At 59.9% G+C, this 22,443-nt stretch carries 18 protein-coding genes; 10 read left to right on the top strand and 8 right to left on the bottom strand.

The window, feature by feature from the left end; all coding sequences use genetic code 11:
- Positions 1–31: 31 nt before the first annotated feature.
- From ACYQ1A_RS13030 to ACYQ1A_RS13015, 4 genes are all read right to left on the bottom strand, one after another.
- Positions 32–1,165, bottom strand: a complete 1,134-nt coding sequence (locus ACYQ1A_RS13030) for a porin (RefSeq protein WP_499362599.1) — start codon at positions 1,163–1,165, stop codon at positions 32–34.
- A 688-nt stretch (positions 1,166–1,853) separates the two neighbouring features.
- Positions 1,854–2,741: a LysR family transcriptional regulator gene (locus ACYQ1A_RS13025; protein WP_499362597.1), complete on the bottom strand. Its 888-nt coding sequence runs from the start codon at positions 2,739–2,741 to the stop codon at positions 1,854–1,856.
- 91 nt (positions 2,742–2,832) lie between these two features.
- Positions 2,833–3,921 (bottom strand): porin, encoded by a 1,089-nt coding sequence (locus tag ACYQ1A_RS13020; RefSeq protein ID WP_062223664.1) that lies wholly within the window; start codon positions 3,919–3,921, stop codon positions 2,833–2,835.
- A gap of 55 nt (positions 3,922–3,976) precedes the next feature.
- Positions 3,977–5,467, bottom strand: coding sequence for a NosD domain-containing protein (locus ACYQ1A_RS13015; RefSeq protein ID WP_499362595.1), 1,491 nt, complete (start codon positions 5,465–5,467; stop codon positions 3,977–3,979).
- 499 nt (positions 5,468–5,966) lie between these two features.
- On the opposite strand from ACYQ1A_RS13015, the gene ACYQ1A_RS13010 reads away from it, so the two are divergent.
- The 4 genes from ACYQ1A_RS13010 to ACYQ1A_RS12995 all read left to right on the top strand — a co-directional run bounded on the left by ACYQ1A_RS13010 (position 5,967) and on the right by ACYQ1A_RS12995 (position 9,363).
- A complete protein-coding gene (locus ACYQ1A_RS13010) occupies positions 5,967–7,463 on the top strand; it encodes a UbiD family decarboxylase (protein WP_499362593.1) in 1,497 nt (498 codons plus the stop codon).
- A gap of 25 nt (positions 7,464–7,488) precedes the next feature.
- Positions 7,489–8,100 carry a UbiX family flavin prenyltransferase gene (locus ACYQ1A_RS13005; protein ID WP_062223666.1) on the top strand — a complete coding sequence of 204 codons (612 nt, stop codon included), beginning with the start codon at positions 7,489–7,491 and terminating at the stop codon, positions 8,098–8,100.
- A gap of 20 nt (positions 8,101–8,120) precedes the next feature.
- Positions 8,121–8,834, top strand: a complete 714-nt coding sequence (locus ACYQ1A_RS13000) for a DUF554 domain-containing protein (RefSeq protein WP_499362590.1) — start codon at positions 8,121–8,123, stop codon at positions 8,832–8,834.
- 82 nt (positions 8,835–8,916) lie between these two features.
- Complete coding sequence (locus tag ACYQ1A_RS12995; protein WP_062223668.1) at positions 8,917–9,363, top strand: pyridoxamine 5'-phosphate oxidase family protein; 447 nt, start codon at positions 8,917–8,919, stop codon at positions 9,361–9,363.
- Positions 9,364–9,616: 253 nt separating this feature from the next.
- On the opposite strand, the gene ACYQ1A_RS12990 is transcribed toward ACYQ1A_RS12995, so the two are convergent.
- Together ACYQ1A_RS12990 and ACYQ1A_RS12985 are read right to left on the bottom strand one after the other, a co-directional pair.
- Positions 9,617–10,759, bottom strand: a complete 1,143-nt coding sequence (locus tag ACYQ1A_RS12990; protein WP_499362588.1) for a BamA/TamA family outer membrane protein — start codon at positions 10,757–10,759, stop codon at positions 9,617–9,619.
- A 118-nt stretch (positions 10,760–10,877) separates the two neighbouring features.
- Positions 10,878–11,546, bottom strand: a complete 669-nt coding sequence (locus ACYQ1A_RS12985; protein WP_499362586.1) for a PadR family transcriptional regulator — start codon at positions 11,544–11,546, stop codon at positions 10,878–10,880.
- 240 nt (positions 11,547–11,786) lie between these two features.
- On the opposite strand from ACYQ1A_RS12985, the gene ACYQ1A_RS12980 reads away from it, so the two are divergent.
- The 5 genes from ACYQ1A_RS12980 (at position 11,787) to ACYQ1A_RS12960 (ending at position 18,554) form a co-directional block, all read left to right on the top strand.
- The gene (locus ACYQ1A_RS12980; RefSeq protein WP_499362585.1) at positions 11,787–14,342 is read left to right on the top strand and encodes a hypothetical protein; all 2,556 of its coding nucleotides are present in this window, start codon (positions 11,787–11,789) and stop codon (positions 14,340–14,342) included.
- Positions 14,343–14,486: 144 nt separating this feature from the next.
- A complete protein-coding gene (locus ACYQ1A_RS12975; RefSeq protein ID WP_499362583.1) occupies positions 14,487–14,903 on the top strand; it encodes a DUF4124 domain-containing protein in 417 nt (138 codons plus the stop codon).
- Between the two features lie 161 nt (positions 14,904–15,064).
- Positions 15,065–16,519 carry an aminoacyl-histidine dipeptidase gene (locus ACYQ1A_RS12970; RefSeq protein ID WP_499362581.1) on the top strand — a complete coding sequence of 485 codons (1,455 nt, stop codon included), beginning with the start codon at positions 15,065–15,067 and terminating at the stop codon, positions 16,517–16,519.
- Between the two features lie 103 nt (positions 16,520–16,622).
- On the top strand, positions 16,623–17,465 hold the full coding sequence (locus ACYQ1A_RS12965) for a dienelactone hydrolase family protein (RefSeq protein ID WP_499362579.1): 843 nt from the start codon (positions 16,623–16,625) through the stop codon (positions 17,463–17,465).
- Positions 17,466–17,702: 237 nt separating this feature from the next.
- Positions 17,703–18,554 carry an energy transducer TonB gene (locus tag ACYQ1A_RS12960; protein WP_499362577.1) on the top strand — a complete coding sequence of 284 codons (852 nt, stop codon included), beginning with the start codon at positions 17,703–17,705 and terminating at the stop codon, positions 18,552–18,554.
- A gap of 67 nt (positions 18,555–18,621) precedes the next feature.
- On the opposite strand, the gene ACYQ1A_RS12955 is transcribed toward ACYQ1A_RS12960, so the two are convergent.
- Positions 18,622–19,968 (bottom strand): carbohydrate-binding protein, encoded by a 1,347-nt coding sequence (locus tag ACYQ1A_RS12955; protein ID WP_499362575.1) that lies wholly within the window; start codon positions 19,966–19,968, stop codon positions 18,622–18,624.
- A gap of 513 nt (positions 19,969–20,481) precedes the next feature.
- Here ACYQ1A_RS12955 and ACYQ1A_RS12950 point away from each other — a divergent pair.
- Positions 20,482–21,249 (top strand): hypothetical protein, encoded by a 768-nt coding sequence (locus ACYQ1A_RS12950; protein WP_499362573.1) that lies wholly within the window; start codon positions 20,482–20,484, stop codon positions 21,247–21,249.
- Between the two features lie 260 nt (positions 21,250–21,509).
- On the opposite strand, the gene ACYQ1A_RS12945 is transcribed toward ACYQ1A_RS12950, so the two are convergent.
- Positions 21,510–22,205, bottom strand: a complete 696-nt coding sequence (locus ACYQ1A_RS12945) for a PEP-CTERM sorting domain-containing protein (protein ID WP_499362572.1) — start codon at positions 22,203–22,205, stop codon at positions 21,510–21,512.
- Positions 22,206–22,443 lie beyond the last annotated feature (238 nt).

Raw genomic sequence — 22,443 nt, 5'->3', positions numbered from 1 at the left:
TTTTGTGCGATCAGCGTTCCGTGCGGAAAGCTTAGAAGTCGGTACGGATACCAACCAGACCGGTCTTCAGGTCCTGGCCGTTGGCAGCAACCAACGAAGCCGAGTTGTTCTGGAACGAGAAGGCGTTGGTAGCATCGCCGCTGTTCTTCAGATCAACGTACGACAGGTACAGGCGGGTTTGCTTGGACATGTAGTACACAGCGCTCAGGGAGTACTGTTGGCCGTCGGTGTCGCCCACGCCGTTCACGTTGTTGGACTTGGTGTACAGGCCTTGCAGTTCAAACTTCTGGTTGAACCAGTAGTTGACCGTAGCCATGTAGTTGTTCCAGCTGGTGTCGGTGCCGTTGGCGCCTTCGTTCTTGATGTGCTCGATACCAGCACCCAGGCCCAGACCGAAGTCAAAGTTGTAAGCGACAACCGCTTCCAGACCTTGCACGTCAGCACCGTTGGTGATGTTGGTGGCAACGCCGGTGTAGGTGGCGTTGGAGATACCGGTCACCTGGTTGAAGGTGCGGTTCTTGGCGTATTGGTAAGACACGCCAGCGTTGAAGCCTTGCAGGTTGTACAGGGCGGTCACGTCATAGATCGGAGCCTTGCCGGAAGCAGCAGGTGCGGAATCCAGGCCGACGTTAGCGCGAACCTGGAAGCCGGCCCATACCGGGGAATCCCACGACAGGCTGTCGTTCAGACGGGTAGCCAGTTGTGCGAACGTGCCCTTGCCGCCCTTCGGATCAACGGTGTCGAGGAAATCATCGAACAGCGGGGACAGCTTGCTGGAGGTCAGCATGGTCTTGTACGAGTTGTCGTAGTTACCAGCGCGGAAGGTACCGAAGTCATCGCTCTTGAAGCCGATGAAGCTGTTACGACCACCCCACGAACCGCCACCGACCGACTTGTAGGTGTTGGTGCCGGCTTTAGCGCCCAGGCCGGTTTCGAGTTGCCAAATGCCGGTCCAGCCGTTGTCCCACTTGTCAGTGCCACGGAAACCAATACGCGAAGAAGAATCAACCATGCGCACTGCATTCGGCGTAGCCGCTGCGGTCACGCCAGCGTCGCCTTTGTAGTATTCGACGGATTCACGGATAGAACCGTAGATGGTCACATCGGCCATTGCGAAGGGAGCGGCAAAAGCCAGGCCCAGTGCGGCAGCGATAATTTTTTTCATTTTGAAATTTCTCCTGTTGCAATAACAAGGCAGCACGAATGCACTGCAGCTCTGAAACCGTCACGGCATGAGTAACGTGCCGGTGTAATGGCCAGCGCTCTGTAACGTCGATAAAAACCGAAATTGCACAGTGCTGGCGGGATCGGGTTTTCTTTTAATCGGGAACCCGCTGAGTCGCCGCGGTTTCTTCTGAAAACGGCGTCAGTCTAGGCGGCGATGATGACACAAATGTGACATCTATAGAATTGGCAGCGCTGACGCATTGCATATTTGCAACAGAAATGAATATGCAATCAGGGTAATCCGCAATAATTGGCGATTTAACGGTCGAAATTACCCTTTGAACGGTGAACTTTTGCGTTTTTGTTAAATGGCTCATGTTGCATAAAAACAACTAAAACCGGGCTGCCGCCGCCTCATGCTGTTGCGTTTTAGCACGGTACGCGCATCAAGCCGGTTCAAAAGCCCGACACTTCGCGCCATAAATCGACCCGGATTGCGCTGTTACGGTGCGCATGCAAGGGCGAGCCAGCATGCAATGCTTGCATGACATCAACATAACCGGGTTCTTATACAAGGGCGAGACGCGCCGGGCGCGGATGGATGGCAGGCGGCGCTGGGCCGCAAGCGCGCTCCACACGTCGACGCGGACGGGGCGCGTGGGGCGCGCCAGCGCGTGAGGGCGTGTCTATTCCAGCGGATAGCCGCGCCGCACAATATCCATCACTTCGGGCGTTTCCGGCGTGCTGGTCAGTTTGACCGCGGCGGGAAAGAACAACATCGGCGCCGGGTAAACCTCGACCACATGGCAATGCGGCAAGGCCCGATGCGCTACTTCAGATTCCGGCAGCAGCGCCATCGCTGCCATGCCGCCGTCCAGCAAATCCAGCACCAGTCCGGCCTCTGACACATGCACCACGTTGCCGGGTTCTGCGCCCATGGCACGCAACTGATCCTGAATGGTGTTGTACGTGCCCGCGCCCGATAAGCGCCGGATCAGCACCAGCGGCAAATGATCGATGGCGCTTAATGGAAACGGCTTGGCCGGTGGCATCGGCATTAACGCTTTGCTGATCACGGCCACTGTTTTTACGGGCGTCAGATTAACGGTTTCATAGCCTTCGGTTTGATACGGGCTTTGAATCAAGGCCACATCAATCCGCTTTTGTTGCAAAAACAATTCGAGCTGGCTGGTATCCGAAACCAGCACATCCATTTCGACGTCGGGATAGTCGCGATACAGCGTCAGCAATAATGGCCGGAAATAAACATTGAACAGATAAGACACGCCAATACGGATACGACGTTTACGCACCGTGCCTATCGACATGGTCTCGCGCTTGATGGTTTCCATTTCGCGCAGCATTTCGCTGGCGCGTTTATATAGATGCAAGCCTGCAGGCGTGGGGGTCATGCCGCGACCATTGCGCGTCAGCAGTGTTACGCCCACTTCGTCTTCCAGCTCTTGCAGGCGTTTGCTCAGCGGCGGTTGCGCAATGTTCAGCACGCGCGCGGCCTTGCCGATGGAGCCTTGTTCGACGATGCCGCAAAAATAGCGCAAACGCTTTAAATCCACGAGAACCCCTTGTCACGCCAGCGACCACGCCTCGGCAATGCCCGGCGTGGTGGCGGTTTTACCGGATCAGACCACATCGGTCTGACCGGCTTTAAAAGTTTTCCCACATCCCCAGCACGGCGGCATGCTGGCTGCCGGCCTGGGCGCTGGTTGCGGCATTGCCACCCAGCACATAGGCGCCGTTCTTGCCGTTGTGCAGCGCGCTGTAAATCAGATAAACCTGCGCCCGTGGTGTCAGCACATAGTTGTAGGCCAGCGAATTCATGGTGGCATCGCTCTCGGCTACGCCGGCGTCGCCGGTCCAGTTGCTGGCCTTGCCGCTTAACAGTGTCAGGATATGCCGCGGTGCCAGCGTGTAGCGCGCAGTCACGCTGCCGTAATTGCGCTCGCGATCTTTGCCGCTGCGGTTGATGTCTTGCAATTCGTCATGCTCAAGCAGCGCCGCCAGATACCAATGCCCCCACTGGTAACCGCCCACCAGCATATTCATATAGCCGTTGCTGTAAAAGCCGGACGAGGTGGTCAGCATGCCGCGATTGGCCTGGCCGCCATAGGCCACGATCAGATTGCCGTTGCGATACACCGCATTGGCCGAGGTGACGCTGCCCGAGGTTTTCTGGTTATTGCTGTCGGCCACATAGGCATACTGGATGCGTGAGCTAAAGCCATGCAGATCCGGGGTCTGATAGCTGATCGAACTGCTGGTGCGCACGTCAAAGCCGCCCGTGGCCAGGCTGCCACCGTTTAACCACAAGGTGGCGTCGTTGCTGATGCCGGTCACGTACTGGAACATATTGCCTTCGATGCCATGCAGATCATCAACCGGCACCAGAAAATTGCCGGCCTTGAACGTGCCGTACTCGGGCGCGCTGATGCCGACAAACGTCTCGCGGCTGCCCCAATTGCCGCCGGTGGTGGTGGTGCCAAAGGCGATGCCGTTTTCGACCTGCCAGATCGCCTTCCAGCCGTTATCCAGTTTGTCGTAGCCGCGAAAACCGATACGCGAGGTATTGTTGGCCACCCGCATGCTCGATGTGGCGGTCGGGCCACCGCTGAGGGTGTTTTCGATATCCATATTGATGCGGCCATAAATCTCGACTTCTGCCTGCGCCAGCGCCGCAGTGGCGGCAAAGATGGCTGCCAGCAGCGCCAGGCGCTGGGCTTGTTGTTGGTTTTTCATGATGGTTCTGCCTTGCAGAAAGCACCGGCCACACAGGGCCGGTGCAGAAGGGCGCTTATTTGCGCAGGGCGAGCGGCTTGCTCAGCATCGAGGTCGCGCCGTCAACCGAGGTGACCGTGGCGGTGACATTGGCGGTGTTTTTGCCGTCGATGCGCATGCTGAAGCTGGCCGTGCCGTTGTTATCCAGCGGCACCAGCACAAAGCCCAGGTAGCGTTCAGCTTCGGTGGCGTGGGCGTTGCTGTTGGCAAACAACTCCACCCGCGACAACGTGCCCGCCTGGCCGCTGATGCGACCGCTGACCAGCACGGCCTTGCCTTCGGCACGGGCGCTTTCCAGAACGGGTGCGGCCAGATTGTGGTTGGGCATTGCTTCACAACCGGCGGGGCTGTTGCTATCGGTGCAGATGGTTTCCAGTTTGCTCACGTCACCGTCGATGCCGCCGCCGCGATTGCCAACAAACACGGCGTGTTCCAGCCCCGGTACGCCAAACACGATCGCGCCCGCCTGGTCCGGTAAGCAGGCGCCACCGGCAAAGCAGCGTTTGATGTCCTTGCCGTTGTCGAACATGGTGTTCGCCGTTATGCGATTGACCGCCGGGCCGCTGATACGGTTGATGCCAGGGCTGCCATCGGCCTGCGGGCTGCCTTGCGGCCGTACCGAAACCGCAACGCGGTTGCCGGTCATGATGTTGCCGTCGACGATATTGCCGGTGCCGCTCAGGGTTACACCCGACGACAGATTGGTAAAGGTATTGCCCGAGATAAAGTTGCGATTGCCCCAGTTGAGCTGGACGCCATCCGAATACCCGGCAAAGTAGTTGTGCACCACCATATTGTCGTTGCCCCACAAGATCTCGATGCCTTGCGAGGGTTCTTCGTTGCTGGCGTCCGTGGTGACGTGGTTATCGGCAATCAGGTTGTAGGCGGCGCCGCGCGTTAGCTCCATGGCGTCGCCGTTATTGCTGAACACGTTGCGCAGAATCTTGTTGTGGATGGTGGTGGTGGCGGTGGAGTTGCCTTTGCCATCGTCGCCGGTGGTCATGATGCCCGCGCCGCCGTGGTTGCCGCTGATGCGGTTGTCGTGAATTACGTTGTCATGCGCGCGATTGATCAGCACGCCGATGCAGAAATTGCGCACGTCTATCCCGCTGATATCCACGTTCCGGGTATCGCGCAGTACCAGACCCGGGCTGGTGGTGGTGCGGACATTGGCGCCAAACTGGCCGGGCACCGCGCCGGGGCAGGCATGCGGGCCACTGCCGATATAGCCGGAGCCATCAATCGCCACATATTCGCCGCTATGCGCCCAGGCTGTGCCTTCAATGCGAACCGGGCCCAGTACCGGCGGCAGCGGTGATTTGATCACAATCACATACGGCGCTTTGCCAACGGGATCGATCTCGATGGCGTAATGGCCAGGCGCCTGGTTATTGGTTTCCAGCGCCCAGCGCAAAGAACCGGCTTCGCTGTCGTCGGCGTAGCGGGTGACATGCAGCACTTCAACACCGGTGGGCGCGTCGGCGTGAGCGAGGGCGGCAGAGAGCATCAATGGCAAAATCAATGCGACGGCGTGTTTACTATTTATTTTCAATTTAATACCCCTTAAAAAATCGGCACAACAAGGTGGTCTTGAATACGGCCACTTATATTCAATGCAGAAAAGACCACTCCGCATTGCAATTCGGCAGCAATTAACCGCCCCTGCCCGAATCACAATGCAATGGGGTGGCGGGTATTGCAGCGGTCTGAGAGGGCGCGCGCAGAAACGCACGATTACGGTATGGCTTTATGCCGCCAGCAACGGGCTTTCTGGACGCGGTCTGCGTGGTATGCAAGCTGCACGCCTTGAATTTGCTAGCATTCTGGTAATTAAAGCCCGGCACAACTTTGATTTAAATCAAGCGCAGCGGCATCAAATCGATTCCGTTTTGGTATGACTTTACCCACCAAAACAGTATTTGGTTGCCAGCTTTGGACGGGCCTATATTCCATTCCGAATTCGAATTCACCCGAATTAACCCGTGTTGGAATCTCGTGGAGAAATCATGTCCGGCAATCCAGAATTGAATATTAAAAACGGCGTGCGCGATTTGCGTACGGCATTGGCGCTATTAGAAAGCCTGCCCGGTCAACTGGCGGTCACTGATGTAGAAGTAGACCCCGAAGCCGAGCTGTCTGGCGTGTATCGCTACGTGGGGGCGGGCGGTACTTGCATGCGTCCTACCCGCCAGGGCCCGGCCATGGTGTTTAACAAGGTCAAAGGCTTTGATAACTTCCGTGTGGCCATCGGCTTGCTGGCTTCGCGGGAACGCGTGGGCTATCTGCTGGGTTGCGAACCGGCCAGGCTGGGCCGCTTGCTGATGGATTCGGTCAAGCACCCGGTGCCGCCGGTGCTGGTGGGCGCCGACAAAGCGCAATGCCAGGAAGTCGTGCATCGGGCCAGCGACCCCGGCTTTGATCTGCGCACGCTGCTGCCCGCACCCACCAATACCGAAGAAGACGCCGGCCCGTATTTCACCATGGGCATGTGTTACGCCTCTGATCCGGAAACCGGTGAATCAGACGTGACCATACACCGCTTGTGCATACAAAGCGCCGACGAAATCTCGATGTACTTTGTGCCTGGCCGCCATCTGGACGCCTTCCGCATGAAAGCCGAAGCCGCTGGCAAGCCACTGCCGATTTCGATCAGTCTGGGGGTGGACCCCGCCATTGAAATTGGCGCGTGCTTTGAGCCGCCTACCACCCCCTTGGGTTTTGATGAACTGACCGTCGCCGGTGCCATTCGTGGCCGTCCGGTCGAACTGGTGAACTGTCTGACCGTTAACGCCCGCGCCATTGCGCATGCCGAAGTGGTGATCGAAGGCGAGCTGCTGCCCAATGTGCGGGTGCGCGAAGATCAGAACACCAATACTGGCAAAGCCATGCCTGAATTCCCTGGTTATACCGGGGAAGCCAAGGCTGCCGTGCCGGTCATCAAGGTTAAAGCGGTGACCCACCGCATCAACCCGATACTGCAAACCACCATCGGCCCGAGCGAAGAACACGTGAGCATGGCCGGTATTCCCACCGAAGCCAGCATTCTGGGCATGGTCGAAAACGCCATGCCGGGCAAGCTGCTGAATGTGTATGCGCACAGCTCGGGCGGCGGCAAATACCTGGCCGTGCTGCAATTTCGCAAAGTGGTGGAAAGCGATGAAGGACGTCAGCGCCAGGCCGCATTGCTGGCTTTTGCGGCATTCCCCGAACTCAAGCACGTGATGTTGGTGGATGAAGATGTTGATCTGTTTGATACCAATGACGTGCTGTGGGCCATGCAGACGCGTTATCAAGGTGACGTCAGCACCATCTTTATCCCTGGCGTGCGTTGCCATCCGCTGGATCCGTCGCAGATTCCGGAATTCAGCCCCAGCATCATCGCGGCCGGTACCTCGTGCAAAACGATTTTCGATTGCACGGTGCCATTCCACCTCAAGAGCCACTTCCAACGTAGCAAGTTCAAGGAAGTCGACGTCAAGCGCTTTTTGCCTGACTTTAAATAAGCACTAAGTAGTCGAGGAAACGGTTATGGAAACACGGCGCATTGTGGTGGGCATCAGCGGAGCCACGGGGTTTCAGTATGGCGTCAAGGCGCTGCAGTTATTGCGATCACAATCGATAGAAGTGCATCTGGTGATCAGCAAGGGCGCAGAAATGACGCGCAAGCTGGAAACCGATTACACGCGTGAAGAAGTCCTCGCGCTGGCAGATGTGGTGCATCCGCTGGAAAACCTGGGGGCGTCGATCGCCAGTGGTTCGTTCAAGACCCTGGGCATGCTGGTGGCGCCGTGTTCCATGCGTACCTTAAGTGCGATCGCGCATTGCATGTCGGACAACCTGCTGACGCGGGCTGCCGATGTGGTGCTGAAAGACCGGCGGCGGCTGGTGCTGATGGCGCGCGAGACGCCGCTCAGCCTGGGCCATCTGCGCAATATGCAGGCGGTCACCGAGATGGGCGGGATTGTGTTTCCGCCGGTGCCGGCGCTGTATCAACGCCCGCAAACGCTGGACGACATCATCATGCATAGCGTCGGTCGCGCGCTCGATCTGTTCGGGCTGGACGTCAAACATCTGCCGCGTTGGGGTGAGCCCGTGGCGCAGGCAGACGTCCACACCGCTACCGCACGCGTCACACTCTAAAAAAATAAAGGGGTTCTAGCATGCTCGTTGGACCATTTGTAAACGGCACCGCCGTGGTATTGGGCGGCGCGACCGGGGCGTTTTTAGGCAATCGTTTACCGGAGCGCTTGCGGCTGGCTTTGCCGCAGACCTTTGGCCTGGCGTCGATGGCGCTGGGTATAGTGCTGATCGTCAAGGTCAAGTATTTGCCCGCTGTGATTCTGGCGCTGATCCTGGGCGCGCTGATCGGCGAAATGCTGTGCGTTGAAACCGCCATCGGCAAGCTGGGGGCCAAGGCCCGCACCGTCGTCGACAAGTTTTTTCCGCCCCAGGAAGGGCTAAGCCAGGAAGAGTTCATCCTTAAGTTTGTGGCCATTCTGGTGATGTTTTGCGCCAGCGGCACCGGCATTTTTGGTTCGATGCATGAGGGCATGACGGGCGACGCGTCCATCCTGTACGTCAAGACCATCCTCGACTTGTTTACTGCGGCCATTTTTGCGACGTCGCTGGGCTATTCGGTGGCCACCATTGCCATTCCGCAGCTGGCCATCCAGCTTTGCCTGGGCTTGGGCGCCGCCGCCATCCTGCCGCTGACCACGCCCGACATGATGTCGGACTTCTCGGCCGCCGGCGGCATGATCATGCTGGCAACCGGCTTGCGCATTTGCGGGATCAAGGTGTTTCCGGTGGCCAATATGTTGCCGGCGCTGTTTCTGGTCATGCCGTTCTCGCACTACTGGCACGTGTTCTTCTGAACCGGATCCATGCCATACGCCAGACAGCCCGGCCAGGTGCCGGGCTGTTGCGCTGATCAACACATTATCAAGGCCATCCGCGATGCCACCCACTGCCGAGCCCGCTATCCCGCCCCGCATGATCGACTTTATCCGCGAGCACCATGTGGTCAGCCTGGCCACTTGCCATGCCGGCGTGGCATGGGCAGCCAGTTGTTTTTATGCATTTGATCCGCTGACCCGCGCGCTACTGATATTGTCCAGCCCCGACACCTTGCACGGCGTACACATGCTGGCTAATCCACATGTGGCAGGCACCATTTGCGGTCAGCCTGAAGGCGTGCGCGAAATTCGCGGTATGCAGTTCAGCGCGGTGGCGACGCCGCTGCAAAAGCCCGCGGCTGACGCGGCATTGCAGATCTACTTTGCCCGCCATCCCATAGCGCGCCTGCACCGCGCCCAGATATGGCGCTTGCAGCTGACGCAACTCAAGTTCACCGATAACCGTTTGTTCTTTGGTCAGAAAACGCTATGGCCAGCGTTGGATTGATGCTTCGAGTGATGGGGCTGGACGCGGCGCCGAGTCCCACGTTACGGACTTGTATTGGTCACCCTGCCACGGCCGGATGCGCTGTCAATGTAGCCCTGGGGTAGGTGGTGACCCACCTTGCAAAGTGCGCGGCAATTGCGCTGTGGTTCAAGGCTGTGTTGGGTGGGTCTTGACCCACCCTATGCATTTTTCAAAGATCAACCGTAGCCAGCGCGAGCGACGCAGCAACAGGGTGGCGCATGACCCGCGCTGCTTAGCGCCACGCGCTACCGACTTCGATATACCACGCGTTCTGCTCTTTGCTATGCGCCGCATCAATGCCGACTGCCAGGCCGAGCTTGCGCGCAATCAGATAGCGAAACCCGGCCCCATAGGCCACCGGTGTCTCAGCGTCGCTAAACGAATGCCACTTGCCATAAGCCCGGCCCGCACCGGTAAAGCCCAATACCGACCAGCGCGGGTCTACATTCCAGCGCAATTCGGCTTCGGCCATCACGGCGTTCTTGTCTTGATAACGTCCGCGTTGCACCCCGCGTTGGTCGATATAGGGCTGGGCATAAAAGGGCACGTCACCGCTGGTGAATTTGGTCGCGCCGCGTAAGCCCAGCACAAAGTCTTTGCTCAAGGGCAGCCAGGTAAATACGCGCAGATTGTAGCTATCAAAATCACGGTCGCTACCGAGGCCGCCGCGGGCGTATTGGGCTTCGAGTTCGCCGTAGGTGCCTTTATTGGGGAAGAACATATTGTCGCGCGTGTCGTAATCGACCACGACGCCGCCCTTGCCTATGGTCATATCGTGCTCAGGATTGGGCAGTTCTTGCGCGATGGGGCCGGTGAAGCGCGCCTCAGCAGAAAAATAGGTGTAGCGCGGCCCGATAAACCACGGCGTGCTGCCGAGGCGGAACAGCACCTGCTGCATCAGAAACGTGCCATTCAATTGATAAGAGCGCGCGTTGTTCAGTAAGCCGTAGTACTCGGTATTAAGATTGGTCTTGCCGATGGCGCCCAGGTAGCGAATGCGGTCGCCGTCCCAGGTATGAAAATGCATCAGGCCGGCGCCCCAGGTGCCGTTCTCGGTGCCGGCGGCGCCCACACCGGTGATGTTGGGCGGCTCCATAATGCCGGTTTCTTTGGCCTTGGCACCGGCCTCGGCCATCGATTCATCAAAAAACAGCAAGCCCAGGCCGCCGCCATAACCGATCGCGGGCTCAGTGATGACTGTTGGAACCGGCAAAAAGCCTTTGTGGTTGAGCAAATAGTCGCTGACGTCAAACGCGCCGTCTTGCGGATCATGAAAACTGATCCCGTCCGCACGCGCCCCGGTGCTGCTGAGCATCAGGGCGGCGGCGAGGGTAGTAGCACGGGCGATCGAGCGCGCGGAAAAGGGTGCAATCACGGTTGGCCTTATGAACACGATTGAGCGGTTCACTTAGCTTAGGTGAGGTTTTTACAAAGACCCGAGCTTTTATGTAAATAATCCAGCGTTATCTAGGATCATTCCGTAAGCAATGCGCTTAGCCTTGGCCGCTTTCGATCTTGCTGATGGCCTCGTCCAGAATACGGGCTACACGCGCCTGTTCATCCGCGGCCGCGCCGATCTTGCTCAGCATCAGCCGCTTGAGTTTGATGCGCACCGCTTCCAGTACCGGGCTAAACGGGCCTTCGGCCGGATGCCGACCGCGATCGCCAAACACTTCGCGGATGCGGTCCATTTTTTCGCCCAGCCAGGTCAGCTTGCCCATGATGGCTTCGACGATATGGCGGTTGGCATCCAGATGCGTGCGGCCCTCATCGGTAATGCTGTAACGCTTTTTGCTGCCTTCTTGTTCGACGGTGGCGTGGCCCAGTTCTTCCAGATAAGTCAGCGCCGGGTACACCATGCCGGGGCTGGGGGCATAAAAACCATTGGTGCGCTCGTCCAGCGCTTTGATCACTTCGTAGCCGTGGCGCGGGCTTTCTTCCAGCAGGGCCAGGATGATCAGTTGCAGATCGGACGAAGACAACTTGCGGCCGCCGCGAAAGTCGCGACCACCGAGTTCGCTTTCGTCATCGCCGCCATGGCCGCGACCGCCAAACGGGCCGCCGCGATGGCCGCCACGCCCGATCATGTGATGGCCGTGATGGCCGTGGTTGCGATGGAATTCGTGATGTTTACGGCGCATTTCTTCAAAGAATTGACGCATGGGATTGCTCCTTGGGTATTTCATAAAATATATCGTACGACATATATCGCAAGATATAGATCGACCCGTCTGCGGTCAAGCCGGGAGCAGGGCGCCAGCTGACGAACGTCATGCCGCCCCGGCCATGCGCGTGCAGCTTTTACATATCTGACCTGGAGAAGCGTAACGCCCTGCATTACAACTAAGTCACATCGCGCGGCACAGCGCGGCCCGCCTTATGACTTGTTGCAAGGGAATAGCATGTTGAAATCGATACGCTGGATGGCGTTGATCCTTACCGGCTGGCTGCTGGTCAGTAGCGCCCACGCGGCGAGTGCGCCCGCTGCCAAACCGTGGCCACATCAATTTACCGTCGACGGCACCACGCTCACGCTGTACCAACCGCAGCTGGATAACTGGCAAGGCAACCAGCTGAATGCACGCATGGCCGTCGCCGTCAAAAAAGGCAGCAGCACCGGGCCGGATGGCAAAAAGCATGATCTACTGGCCTATGGCGTGGCGTGGGTGTCAGCGCAAACGCTGACGGACAAAACCGCGCGCACGGTACGGCTGGACAATATCAATGTCGACAAAGCCAGCTTTCCGACCGAGCCCGACAATGAAGCCAACTATCTGGCTCTCATCCGCAAGGCTGTGCCGCAAAAAACGCTGGTGGTGGGGCTGGATCAACTGGAGGCGTCGCTGGCCATCAATCGTGCTGATGAGAAAGTGGCGTCGGTGCCGGTTAATAACTCGCCGCCACAAATCCTGTTTTCGTTTGAGCCCGCCTTGCTGGTGTTGATCGATGGCGAACCCGCGCTCAAGCCTACCCGCATTGCCGGGGTGCAGCGCGTAATCAATACCCGCTCCTTGATCCTGGTGCAGAACAACGCCTGGTATCTGTACTTTGCCGGGCATTGGGCTACATCCAGCGGGCCGACCAGCGCCTGGTTGCCGGTCAAATCAGTGCCCGCCGGCCTGACCGAGGCGATGCAGCAAGCGGTGGCCGCCAAGCTGGTCGACGTGATGGATAAACCGCCCGAAGCGATGAAGAAGACGTTGGCAGCGGGTAAATATCCCGATATCTACACCGCCACCAGCCCGGCCGAACTGATCATGATCGACGGTGAGCCGCGCTTTGAGCCGATTGCCGGCACCAACCTGGCCTATATCAGCAATACCGCGTCTGACGTCATCATCGACCCCAAGGCCGATGGCAGTGGCGACACCACCTGGTATGTGTTGTTGTCGGGTCGCTGGTTTAGCGCACCGGCCAGCAAAGGGCCGTGGGCCTGGGTGGCGGGCGATAAACTGCCGGACGATTTTTTGAAAATTCCGTCCGAGAGCGCCAAGGGCTCGGTGCTGGCGTCCATCCCCGGAACGCCGGAAGCACGCGAATCGCTGATCGCCAATTCGATTCCGCAAACGGCGACGGTCAATCGCCAGCAAGCGCATCTCAGCGTGAGCTACGACGGTGGTAATGCGCAGTTCAAACCCATCGATAACACACCGCTGGCCTATGCCTGGAACACGGCGGTGCCGGTCATCCGGGTGACCGACAGCGAGTTCTATGCAGTACAGAACGGGGTCTGGTTCAAATCGCCGTTGCCGTCCGGGCCGTGGGAAGTCGCCACCAGCGTGCCCGCCGTCATCTATACCATTCCGCCCGCTTCGCCCTTGCATTACGTGACCTATGTGCGCGTGTATGGCTCTTCCGGCCAGGTGGTGTATGTCGGCTATACGCCGGGCTATTACGGCACCGTGGTCAGTGGCGGCACCGTGGTCTACGGCACCGGCTATGTTTGCGATGCCTGGATCGGTGACGTCTGGTACGGCTGCCCGGCTACCTACGGCTATAACGTGGCGTTTGGCTACGACCCGTTTGTAGGCTGGACTTTTGGCTTTGTCGCGGGCTGGGCGTGGGCCTCGGCCTGGTATGGGCCGTATTGGGGGCCGTGGTATGGCTGGTATGGGCCGTCGCCGTATTACTGGGGAGGCGGCGTTGCTGTGGGCAATGTCTATGGCCGCTGGGGTAATACCGTGGCGCAGGGTACGCGCGCGGTATGGTCGAATCCGTGGACCGGCAATTATGGCAGCGGCGTGCGTGGCAGTTTTTATAACCAGGCCACCGGGGGGCATGGCGTGGGCTATGCCGGTTACAACACCAATGCCTACACCGGCACCACCACCGCCCGCGCTGGCGGCGCGCGTTACAACCCCGAAACCGGGCGCATTGTGGCCGGGCAGGGCGGCGCTGCCGGTAATCCGTGGACCGGCAATGCGGGCGCCGCCGTGAGCAAAACCACGATCAACACCAATACGGGCCGGGTAACTCAAAGCGGCGGTGTCACCACCCGCACCAATCAAGGCGCAACCGCCGCGGGCGGCTTTAATACGCGCGGCGCAGGTGGCGATGCCAACGGCCGTGGCTACGTGCATTACGATGCCTCGACTGGCGATGTGACGCATGGTGGCGTGGTCAATGCTAATGGCAACGTGTATGCGGGCAAGGACGGCAATGTATATCGCTACGACAAAGGCGATGGCTGGCAAAAAGTGCAGCCCGATGGCTCGTTTCAACGAACCACGCCGCCTGCCGATAGCAACGTGGATAACGACAGACTGGCGCGGGACCGCAGCGCTGATCGCACCGCCACCCGTAGCGATCCGGCCGCGGCGCAGCAACGGCTGGATAGCGCGCGGCAAAACCGGCCGCAACAGGCGGCCCGCCCGGCCATGCAGCAGCCCCGGTTTGAGCGTGGCAATTACGGCGGCAATTTCCAGGGCCGGATGGGGGGATTCCGGCGCTTCCGGTGATGGGCCGATGCAGCCCGGGCGGCCTGCGCTTTCCGCTCGGCGCAGCAGCGTGGACGCCAGTGCCACTGGCGGCGTGACTTTGCACTATATAAACAAGCGGGGCGGCGGATTGCCGCGCTGGTTTAAATCGCGCAGGAGAGGGTGATGGCAGTGGGGATGCAAGGCCGAGCCAGATGGCTGGCGCTGGTGGGCGGCCTGGCGTTGACGTTGGCAGCGCAGGCTGAGGTTTATAAATGCCGCGATAGCGAAGGCAATATCAGCTATGGCGAAACGCCGTGCAAAGGCCAGCAGCGGCTGCCCTACACAGCGGGCAGCGTCACCACCATCGAGGCCCCGCCGCCGCGCCCGAGTACGCCGGTGGAAACCAGCACCACGCAAGCGACTGCGGCCTCAGACGACGACCGCCGCGCGCCCCGCACCACCCCCAATCCCGATCTGCCCGCCAGCGTAAACTGCAACGCGGACAACCCGGATTACGACCCGGCCTTCTGTAATGTCGGCAACTTGCGCAGCCTGTACGGCCCACAACCTGCTCACCCCGCGCCCACCGCCCGGCACTGACCGTCGCCGGCAGACAAGGCGGGGCCTGGTGGGGCGACTGCGCAGTCAAACGCTACCCACCGCACCCCATGCCCGCCATCCCGAACCTGGCCAGACCAGGTATTCCACCCCTATCCGTGCACGGGTAACATGGGGCGGCTTAAGTTTCCTGGAACTCGATCATGCCGTTGTCCTCGCTCTACCCGCAGCCGCTGTGGCGTCATTTTCAAACCCTGTGTGATTTTCCCCGTCCCTCCAAACACGAAACCGCCTTGCGCGACCATCTGTATCAATGGGCGCAAGCACGGGGTTTGTGGGCCGAAATCGATGAGGTGGGCAACCTGCTGATCCGCAAGCCTGCCACGCCGGGTTATGAGGACAGGCAGACCATCGTGCTGCAAGGTCACATCGACATGGTGACGCAGAAAAACGAAGGCAATCCGCACGACTTTTTTAAAGATCCCATCCTGCCGCGCATCGAAGGCGATTGGGTGAAAGCCACCGGCACCACGCTGGGGGCGGATAACGGCATCGGCGTGGCTGCTGGGCTGGCGGTGCTGAGTAGTGACGATCTGCAACATGGTCCGATTGAAGTCCTGCTTACGGTGGATGAAGAAGCGGGCATGAGCGGGGTCAAGGGTTTGCGTGCCGGTTGGTTGCAGGCGCAAATCCTGCTCAATCTGGATACCGAGGATTGGGGCGAGCTGTATCTCGGCTGTGCTGGCGGTGCCGATGTGGTGGTCAGCCGCCCGTTGGCGCAAGAGCCAGTCCCGCCGGGCTACGCAGTATTCAAACTCAGCATCAAAGGCCTGCGCGGCGGGCATTCGGGCGTGGATATCCATACCGAACGCGGTAACGCCAACAAACTGCTGGCACGCGTGCTGAACGAGGTGTTGGCGCAAACGCCGGCGCATCTGCTCAGCTTTGAAGGCGGCACCTTGCGCAACGCCTTGCCGCGTGAAGCCTGGGCGCTGCTGGCCTTGCCGTCCGACAGCGCGCACGCCTTGGCGGCCATCGCCCGCCGTTGGCAAGCGCGGCTGACCAAAGAGCTGGCGCGGGTCGATGACAATGTCGCGGTTTTGTGCGAAGCGGCCGAAGCCAGCGAGGGCCTGAGTGCGAGCACCAGTCGCCAGGTGATTGATCTGCTGCTGGCCTTGCCCTACGGCGTGGCGCGCTGGAGTCAGGCGGTGCCTGGCGTGGTGGAGTCGTCCAACAATCTGGGCGTGGTGCGGGTGAATGCCGAAGGCTTTAAAGCGGCCTTGCTAGTGCGCTCGCTGACTGATGAAGGCGTGGATGAAGTCGCCAGCCGCATCGAAGCCGTTGCCCGCATGGCCGGGGCGCAAACTGAACGCAGCGGCGGCTATCCGGGCTGGGCGCCGGACCCGACCTCGGCCGCGCTGGCGCTGGTGCAAAAAGCCTATCGCGCACGCTACGGGCACGAGGCCGAGCTCAAGGTCATCCATGCCGGGCTCGAAACCGGGCTGATTGCGGGCAAATATCCTGATCTGGCCATGGTCTCGTTTGGCCCCACCATCCGCGGCGCGCATTCGCCGGACGAAGCGGTCGAGATTGCGACCGTGGGTTATTTCTGGGAACTGCTGGTCGATGCGCTGAAAGCCGTGCCGGCGCGCGTTTGAGCGGCGGTTTCCAGTTTCAGAATCACGGCGTGGCCTTGGCAGGTTACGCTGCGTGCTCCACCCGTACTGATCGCACCGAGCCACCTTTACCGGGAACCCCACCATGCCAGCTTCGACGACCTCGGCCGAGCGCCGTGATTTCTTGATTGCCAGTATCGCCACCGGCTTCGCACTTGCCGTTAAACCGGTGGCCGCGTCCACCATCATCACCGACGAGACCGGCCTGAAAACCGCCACCGTCGGCATCACGGCGCCGGGCGGCCCCATGCCTGCCTACACCGCCCGGCCCGCCAATGCGCGCGCCGCGCTGCCGACCATTATCGTGATCCAGGAAATTTTTGGCGTGCACGAACATATCCAGGATTTGTGCCGCCGCCTGGCCAAGCTGGGTTATCTGGCCATCGCGCCCGAGCTGTATTTCCGCCAGGGCGATCCACGCAAATATCCGGATATCGAAAAGCTGCTGAGCGAAGTGGTGGCCAAAGTGCCGGATGCGCAAGTGATGACCGATCTGGACGCCACCGCCGCCTGGGCCAGCTCGAATGGCGGCGACAGCAAAAAACTGGCGGTGACCGGCTTTTGCTGGGGTGGCCGGGAAACGTGGTTGTACGCTGCGCACAACCCGAACATTCTGGCCGCGGCCGCCTGGTATGGCCCGATCGAGCCACCCAAGTCGCCGATCAAACCGGACAATCCGATCGATATCGCGGCCAGTCTTAAAGTGCCGGTGATCGGTTTTTATGGCGGCAAAGATCAGGGCATCAGTCAGGACAGCCTGGCCGATATGAAAAAAGCGCTGACCGAAGCGCACAAGAATTTCGACATCAATATCTACCCGGACGCGGGCCACGGTTTTAACGCCGATTACCGGCCCTCGTATAACGCCGAAGCCGCGCACGATGCATGGAACAAGATGCTGGCGTGGTTCAAGAAATACGGCATGTAACAGCGCCCCGCGCCGCGTTGGCCGTCGTGCAGGCGGCGGGCGCGGCGCGCCGGTAACGCTGACGTATCACCGCTATACAACTTGCCTGTGCAGTGCATCTGACGATGCCTTAGCATGCAACGCCATGTAGACCGATTTGCCGCTGCCGCGTTATAGCCCTGAACCAGCCCGATGTGGGCGGGCGTTAAAAAAACAAAACCGATCTGGAGTTGCACGCTGACTACCTCGCTTCCCCCGTTGTCGCCCCTGCCGGAAGACGAAGAAGCATCCCGCAGTCTGTTCAATCTGGCGCTGGTGTTTGCGCTGGTTTTTCATCTGGCGTTGCTGCTGATCAAGTTTCCCGACAAAGGTGGCTCGCCGCCGCCCGTTGAATTGCAAGTGCAATTGCAACCGAAGGCGCGCGCGCCCGCGCCGGAAAAACCCGATCTGGTGGTGCCGGAAAAAACGGTACAAACACAAGCGCGCTCCACTTACGCGACGCCCGCGCCGATCAAGAAACCGCGCCGTCCGGTTGCCAGCGCGCCGCGTAAACAACCGCCGCCGCTGCGCCCGCAACGCCAGTCGCCGCAAGCCCCGGCCGATGACACGCCCGATGTGGTGATCGGGGGGATAGACGATGCCTTTGCGCGGCGTGAGCCCAATACCAACACCAAAGCGCCGCCGCATCTGGCCCGGCATTTGTCTGATCTGCCGGTGCAAGCGCCAAGCAGTGACGAACAAGCCGCCGCCAATGCCGCCGAACGCATTGCGGGCGACCCGGTTAGCAACGGTCTATTCGGGCTGTGGGAACGCGATGTGCGCGCCAAAGTCGAGCGCATGGGCGATATGAATTTCCCGAAAGACAAATACGACCGACCGATCTTCGGGATTATCAAATTCCACCTGGTGGTGAATTACGACGGCACGATTGCAGCCGTCGCCATCAGCGAAACCTCGGGCAACCCCGAACTGGATGCCAAGGCGTTGGGCATTCTTAAAATGTCCGTGCCACTACCTCGGCCCGCCCCGGCACTGCTGGATAAACGCGGCCATATCACGCTGGATCGCTACTATCAGTTCCTCGACGAACGCGTGCAGTGGCGCCGTTAAGACGCAGGTTGCCAACGCAAAAAAAAGCCCGGCCTGTGAAGGTCGGGCTTTTTTATTGCAGGATTGATTACTGCCCCAGATCGCTCACAAAGCGGTTGGTAAACGACAGATTGCTCTGGCCGTTGGTGCCGGCAATATCGCGATCAAGCGACCAGTAATGCGCACCGACCAGGCCATTGGCCTTGATAAAGGTGGACATGGTATCGACGTCGGCCAGGGTGAAGGTTTCGCCCGAGGTGTCATTGGCGGCGATCATCGGCGTCAGTTCGATCTGGTTGTACGGCAGCTTGTAGAAGTTATGCAGATCCATCGCTGCCTGAATGGCCGATTGGCCCATCTGGCAGGCGCCGCCGCTGACCACACACACCGCGCTGCTGGCCGGGTTGCCGTAATCCATCACCATCAGATTGATCGTGTATTTGGTCAGACCCGCGCTCTGGATTGCGCTCATGACCATCTTGCCCATATCGCCCAAGGGGTTAGGCGAACTGGCGCCCATGTCCACGGCCACCGCCGAGCCCGACTGGCTGGTGGCCAGCGTGGCGATCGTGAAGCTGTAGCGCAGATTAGGGTAGGTCTTTTGCGCGGTAATCACGCGTTGCACCAGCGCGTTGATTTGCGCCTGGGTCTGGCCGGCTTCGATATCGAAATCGATGCCGATCATATTGGCCGAGTAATAGTTCTTGATGAACTGGGTAAAGCCGGCATCGGTACCGCAACTGAACACGCCCGCTGCGCCGCCGGTAGACACCACGTACTTTTTACCTGCGTTAACAAACAAGGGCACGTTGGTTGCAGCAAAGGTGGACGGCGTCATGCCGCCAAGGTTTTCCCCGACCGGGCTGGCGGCGGTGGAGCCGCATTCGCCCGTCACAAACGCCCAGGTCAAAGTCGACAGATTGCTCGGCATGGCACTGGTCACCGCCACCACGGTGCCAGCTGCGTTGCGGCTGCGCATCTGATCGGTGTTCCAGTCGGTGTTGACGGTGACATCTTTGTACGGGCTATCGATAAAGGCCGGTGCGCCGCCGCTCGGTGTGGGCGTCGGAGTGGGTACGGGGGTGGGTGCAGGCGTCGGCGTGGGGGTCGGGACCGGAGTCGGGGCGGGCGTCGGCGTTGGGGCAGGTGTGGGGGTAGGGGTCGGAGCGGGTGTCGGGGTGGGCGTCGGTGTCGGTGTGCCGCCGGTATCCGCACCCAGATCCTGCCACAGGCTAGGCGTGGCGGCCGGGTTCCAGCCTGCGCCGGCGTAATCCGTTTGCGTGACCAGCGCTTTGTAATCGTGGCCGTTGTAATAAACGATAGTGCCAACGGTGTAGGTGCCACCGTCTTGCCAGGTCGGGTAGGCGGCCAGGGCGTACGACGCAGCCAAAGCTGCGGGCAGGATGGCCCATGCCATCCGGTTGATGCGCTTCATAAACATCTCCATCCATAAGTTGATTTGATATCGAACGGGCGCTTTTGCGCCTCTGGGTACACGACCAACGCCTTGTTCAAGGACGCTGGCTACAGCGGTTGACACGGTTTGCGTAAAGCACCACGAACGGATGCGTTGGCGCTTATTAATGAGGACGTAACGACTTACGTCAATGTTGCCTTGTGTTGCGTTGCGATGACGCGACGGATACGCAACAACACGATGGCATCCTTGTTTACGCCGCCGCTGGGCGAATGCAAGCACCAGGGCAATCCAGGCAAAAACAGCTGCCAGACCCGGCCAGAAATTTTTCAGAATTACCTTAAATACCCCTCCGCACGCCCTTGTTAGCCTTCCTCGTCCTGCGGGAAGACCGGGCTCACCCGGCACCGGTTTGCGCTGTGCTCACAGGCAGCCCGGGCCCACGCGGGATATGGCAGAGGCTCCCGTGTTCCGCCCTCCGACTTGCACAACTGGCACTGCAAGGCGGCGGCAAATCTCAAGAGAATTCCCATGATTCTGAATGTTCGTGCTTTGCGTTTGTCCTTGCTGGCCGTGGGCGTGCTTGCCTTGTCCGCATGCGGCGGCGATAACGATAACGTCACTGTGGTCAAACCCACGCCTAAGCCCACGCCTAAGCCCGTGGTCGTGCAACCGTTTGTGCCGGGTAAGAATGCGGGCTATCTATTGCTGTCCGGCAATCTGTTCAGCATGGGCGTGTTAAGCACCGCGGCGCAGGACGCCGCAGGCGGCTACCGCGCGCTCGGCGATTACACCATTTCGACCCAGACCCGGGTCACTGATGTCGCCAGTACGGCCCAGTTTGCCTTGGGTCAATGGCTGGATGGCACGTACACGTTGAAGGGGGATACCCGCGCCATCGGCGACGGCATAAGCTATGTGACCTACAACAAGATATCGTCGTTCGGCGCCAACGCCGTCCTCACTTGCGCCCCCAATTTCACTACCCCTTGGAGCAACAAGGCGAAAGGCAGCATGACAGGCACCGCCAAGCTCAATATCAATGCCGGCGTGGCGAATGCCGAGGTGCAGCTGGCGCTGGTGGGCGCCGATAAAGCGCGCGTGACCATCAGCGGTGCCGCCACGCTGGCAGCGGACAACCCGGCCAACTGGGGGCAACTCCTGGGCGGGGGGAATGGCACTACCGCCGGCCTGATCGTGGCAGAAGGCGTCGCAGGCGGTTACACGCTGGTGGCACCGTGGAAAGGCGTCGTCGGCACTGCCCCGTATGCGGGCATTGCGGTGTTTGCCTGCAAATAAATACTGACTGGAAGGGCGCTGCGTGCGCCGCACTCGGCGTGGCACCAGGCGACCCTGACCGCACCGCAGAAAACACAAGGCCCTGACTCCCATCAGGGCCTTGTGTTTGGGTCTAGCCTTGCAGCGGCCGGGCAGACGTCTTCGCTATCGTTGGTCCGGCTGGGCGCTTGGGCCGGATGCCGGCTCAGCAGCACAATCCGGTCCAGTCATCCCGCTTTTAAACGCGATGACCAGCCTGCGGCGCAACAGTCGGGCCCCGGTTATTTGCGACGGCGCATCCGTGCTGCGGTGGCGACCAGGCCCAGTCCCAGCAGCGCCCAGGTTTCTGGTTCGGGCACCGGGTCGGCCGCTTGAAACCACTGCGAGGACGAAACGCCGAAGGTGTACTTGTCGCTACTCTGGTTCAGGGCTGGCACATCAAACACCCACCCGCCCTGTTCCACCGCATTGAGCGGTAAAAAGGTGCCGATTGAGCCGTTGGGGAAGTCGATATCGATCCCTTCCACCCATCCATTGGGTACGTAGCCCGACAACAGAACCTCACCCCAAGGATGGTCGCCGGGCGCCGCTGTGCCGGTTAGTGTGCTGTTAACTTGATAAGTCAGCGTTACTTTCCCTGCTTTGCCGCCGGTATGCAGGATCTGTTGGACCCCGCTGGCGAGCTGAGTACTTCCCCCGGTACTTGTATAGGTCACATCAAAGCTGCCGCTTAGCGCGTTTGCGTCAAGTTGGTAACTAAGAGTTGTATCGCCGCTTACATCGGTGATGCTGTCGGGTCCGCCCGTGTGGTACGTGCCGTCATTGTTCCACACCACGTTGGGCGCGCCTTCCGTGGTCAAGTCTGGCGTGAACGACCACGTGAATTTGATTTCGGTGTTGGCGGTCAGGACCTGGGCGTGGGCAGAGGCTGCCGCCAGCAACAACAGGGCGGCGGATACTTTGGCAAGTCTGGACATTTAAATCTCTCCGGTTCAATGATTGCTGTCTGCGCAAGTAAACAAAAAATGTTTACCGGGTAAACAATAGTCAATGGAGGGAAAGATGCAGGCAAAAGTTAGTAGCTTGCCTGACGCCGTATCGACGGATCATGCCCCTTGCATCGTCTGTGGCTACACGAGTCGTGGCGGAATGCCGGGGCGGCAGTGACGATGGCTAAGCGGCACGCAGACCGGGTTATTGTTGCAGCCAGCAGAG

This window comes from Silvimonas sp. JCM 19000, from assembly GCF_054652575.1.
This window is presented reverse-complemented; position numbering and strand designations above follow the sequence as displayed.

Coding starts and splice junctions, on each gene's coding strand:
- ACYQ1A_RS12995 (WP_062223668.1), top strand. CDS start 8,917: ATGCCACCCACTGCCGAGCCCGCTATCCCGCCCCGCATGATCGACTTT.
- ACYQ1A_RS12985 (WP_499362586.1), bottom strand. CDS start 11,546: ATGCGTCAATTCTTTGAAGAAATGCGCCGTAAACATCACGAATTCCAT.
- ACYQ1A_RS12970 (WP_499362581.1), top strand. CDS start 15,065: ATGCCGTTGTCCTCGCTCTACCCGCAGCCGCTGTGGCGTCATTTTCAA.
- ACYQ1A_RS13005 (WP_062223666.1), top strand. CDS start 7,489: ATGGAAACACGGCGCATTGTGGTGGGCATCAGCGGAGCCACGGGGTTT.
- ACYQ1A_RS13015 (WP_499362595.1), bottom strand. CDS start 5,467: ATGCTCTCTGCCGCCCTCGCTCACGCCGACGCGCCCACCGGTGTTGAA.
- ACYQ1A_RS12980 (WP_499362585.1), top strand. CDS start 11,787: ATGTTGAAATCGATACGCTGGATGGCGTTGATCCTTACCGGCTGGCTG.
- ACYQ1A_RS12955 (WP_499362575.1), bottom strand. CDS start 19,968: ATGAAGCGCATCAACCGGATGGCATGGGCCATCCTGCCCGCAGCTTTG.
- ACYQ1A_RS13020 (WP_062223664.1), bottom strand. CDS start 3,921: ATGAAAAACCAACAACAAGCCCAGCGCCTGGCGCTGCTGGCAGCCATC.
- ACYQ1A_RS12945 (WP_499362572.1), bottom strand. CDS start 22,205: ATGTCCAGACTTGCCAAAGTATCCGCCGCCCTGTTGTTGCTGGCGGCA.
- ACYQ1A_RS12965 (WP_499362579.1), top strand. CDS start 16,623: ATGCCAGCTTCGACGACCTCGGCCGAGCGCCGTGATTTCTTGATTGCC.
- ACYQ1A_RS13030 (WP_499362599.1), bottom strand. CDS start 1,165: ATGAAAAAAATTATCGCTGCCGCACTGGGCCTGGCTTTTGCCGCTCCC.
- ACYQ1A_RS12950 (WP_499362573.1), top strand. CDS start 20,482: ATGATTCTGAATGTTCGTGCTTTGCGTTTGTCCTTGCTGGCCGTGGGC.
- ACYQ1A_RS13010 (WP_499362593.1), top strand. CDS start 5,967: ATGTCCGGCAATCCAGAATTGAATATTAAAAACGGCGTGCGCGATTTG.
- ACYQ1A_RS12975 (WP_499362583.1), top strand. CDS start 14,487: ATGGCAGTGGGGATGCAAGGCCGAGCCAGATGGCTGGCGCTGGTGGGC.
- ACYQ1A_RS13000 (WP_499362590.1), top strand. CDS start 8,121: ATGCTCGTTGGACCATTTGTAAACGGCACCGCCGTGGTATTGGGCGGC.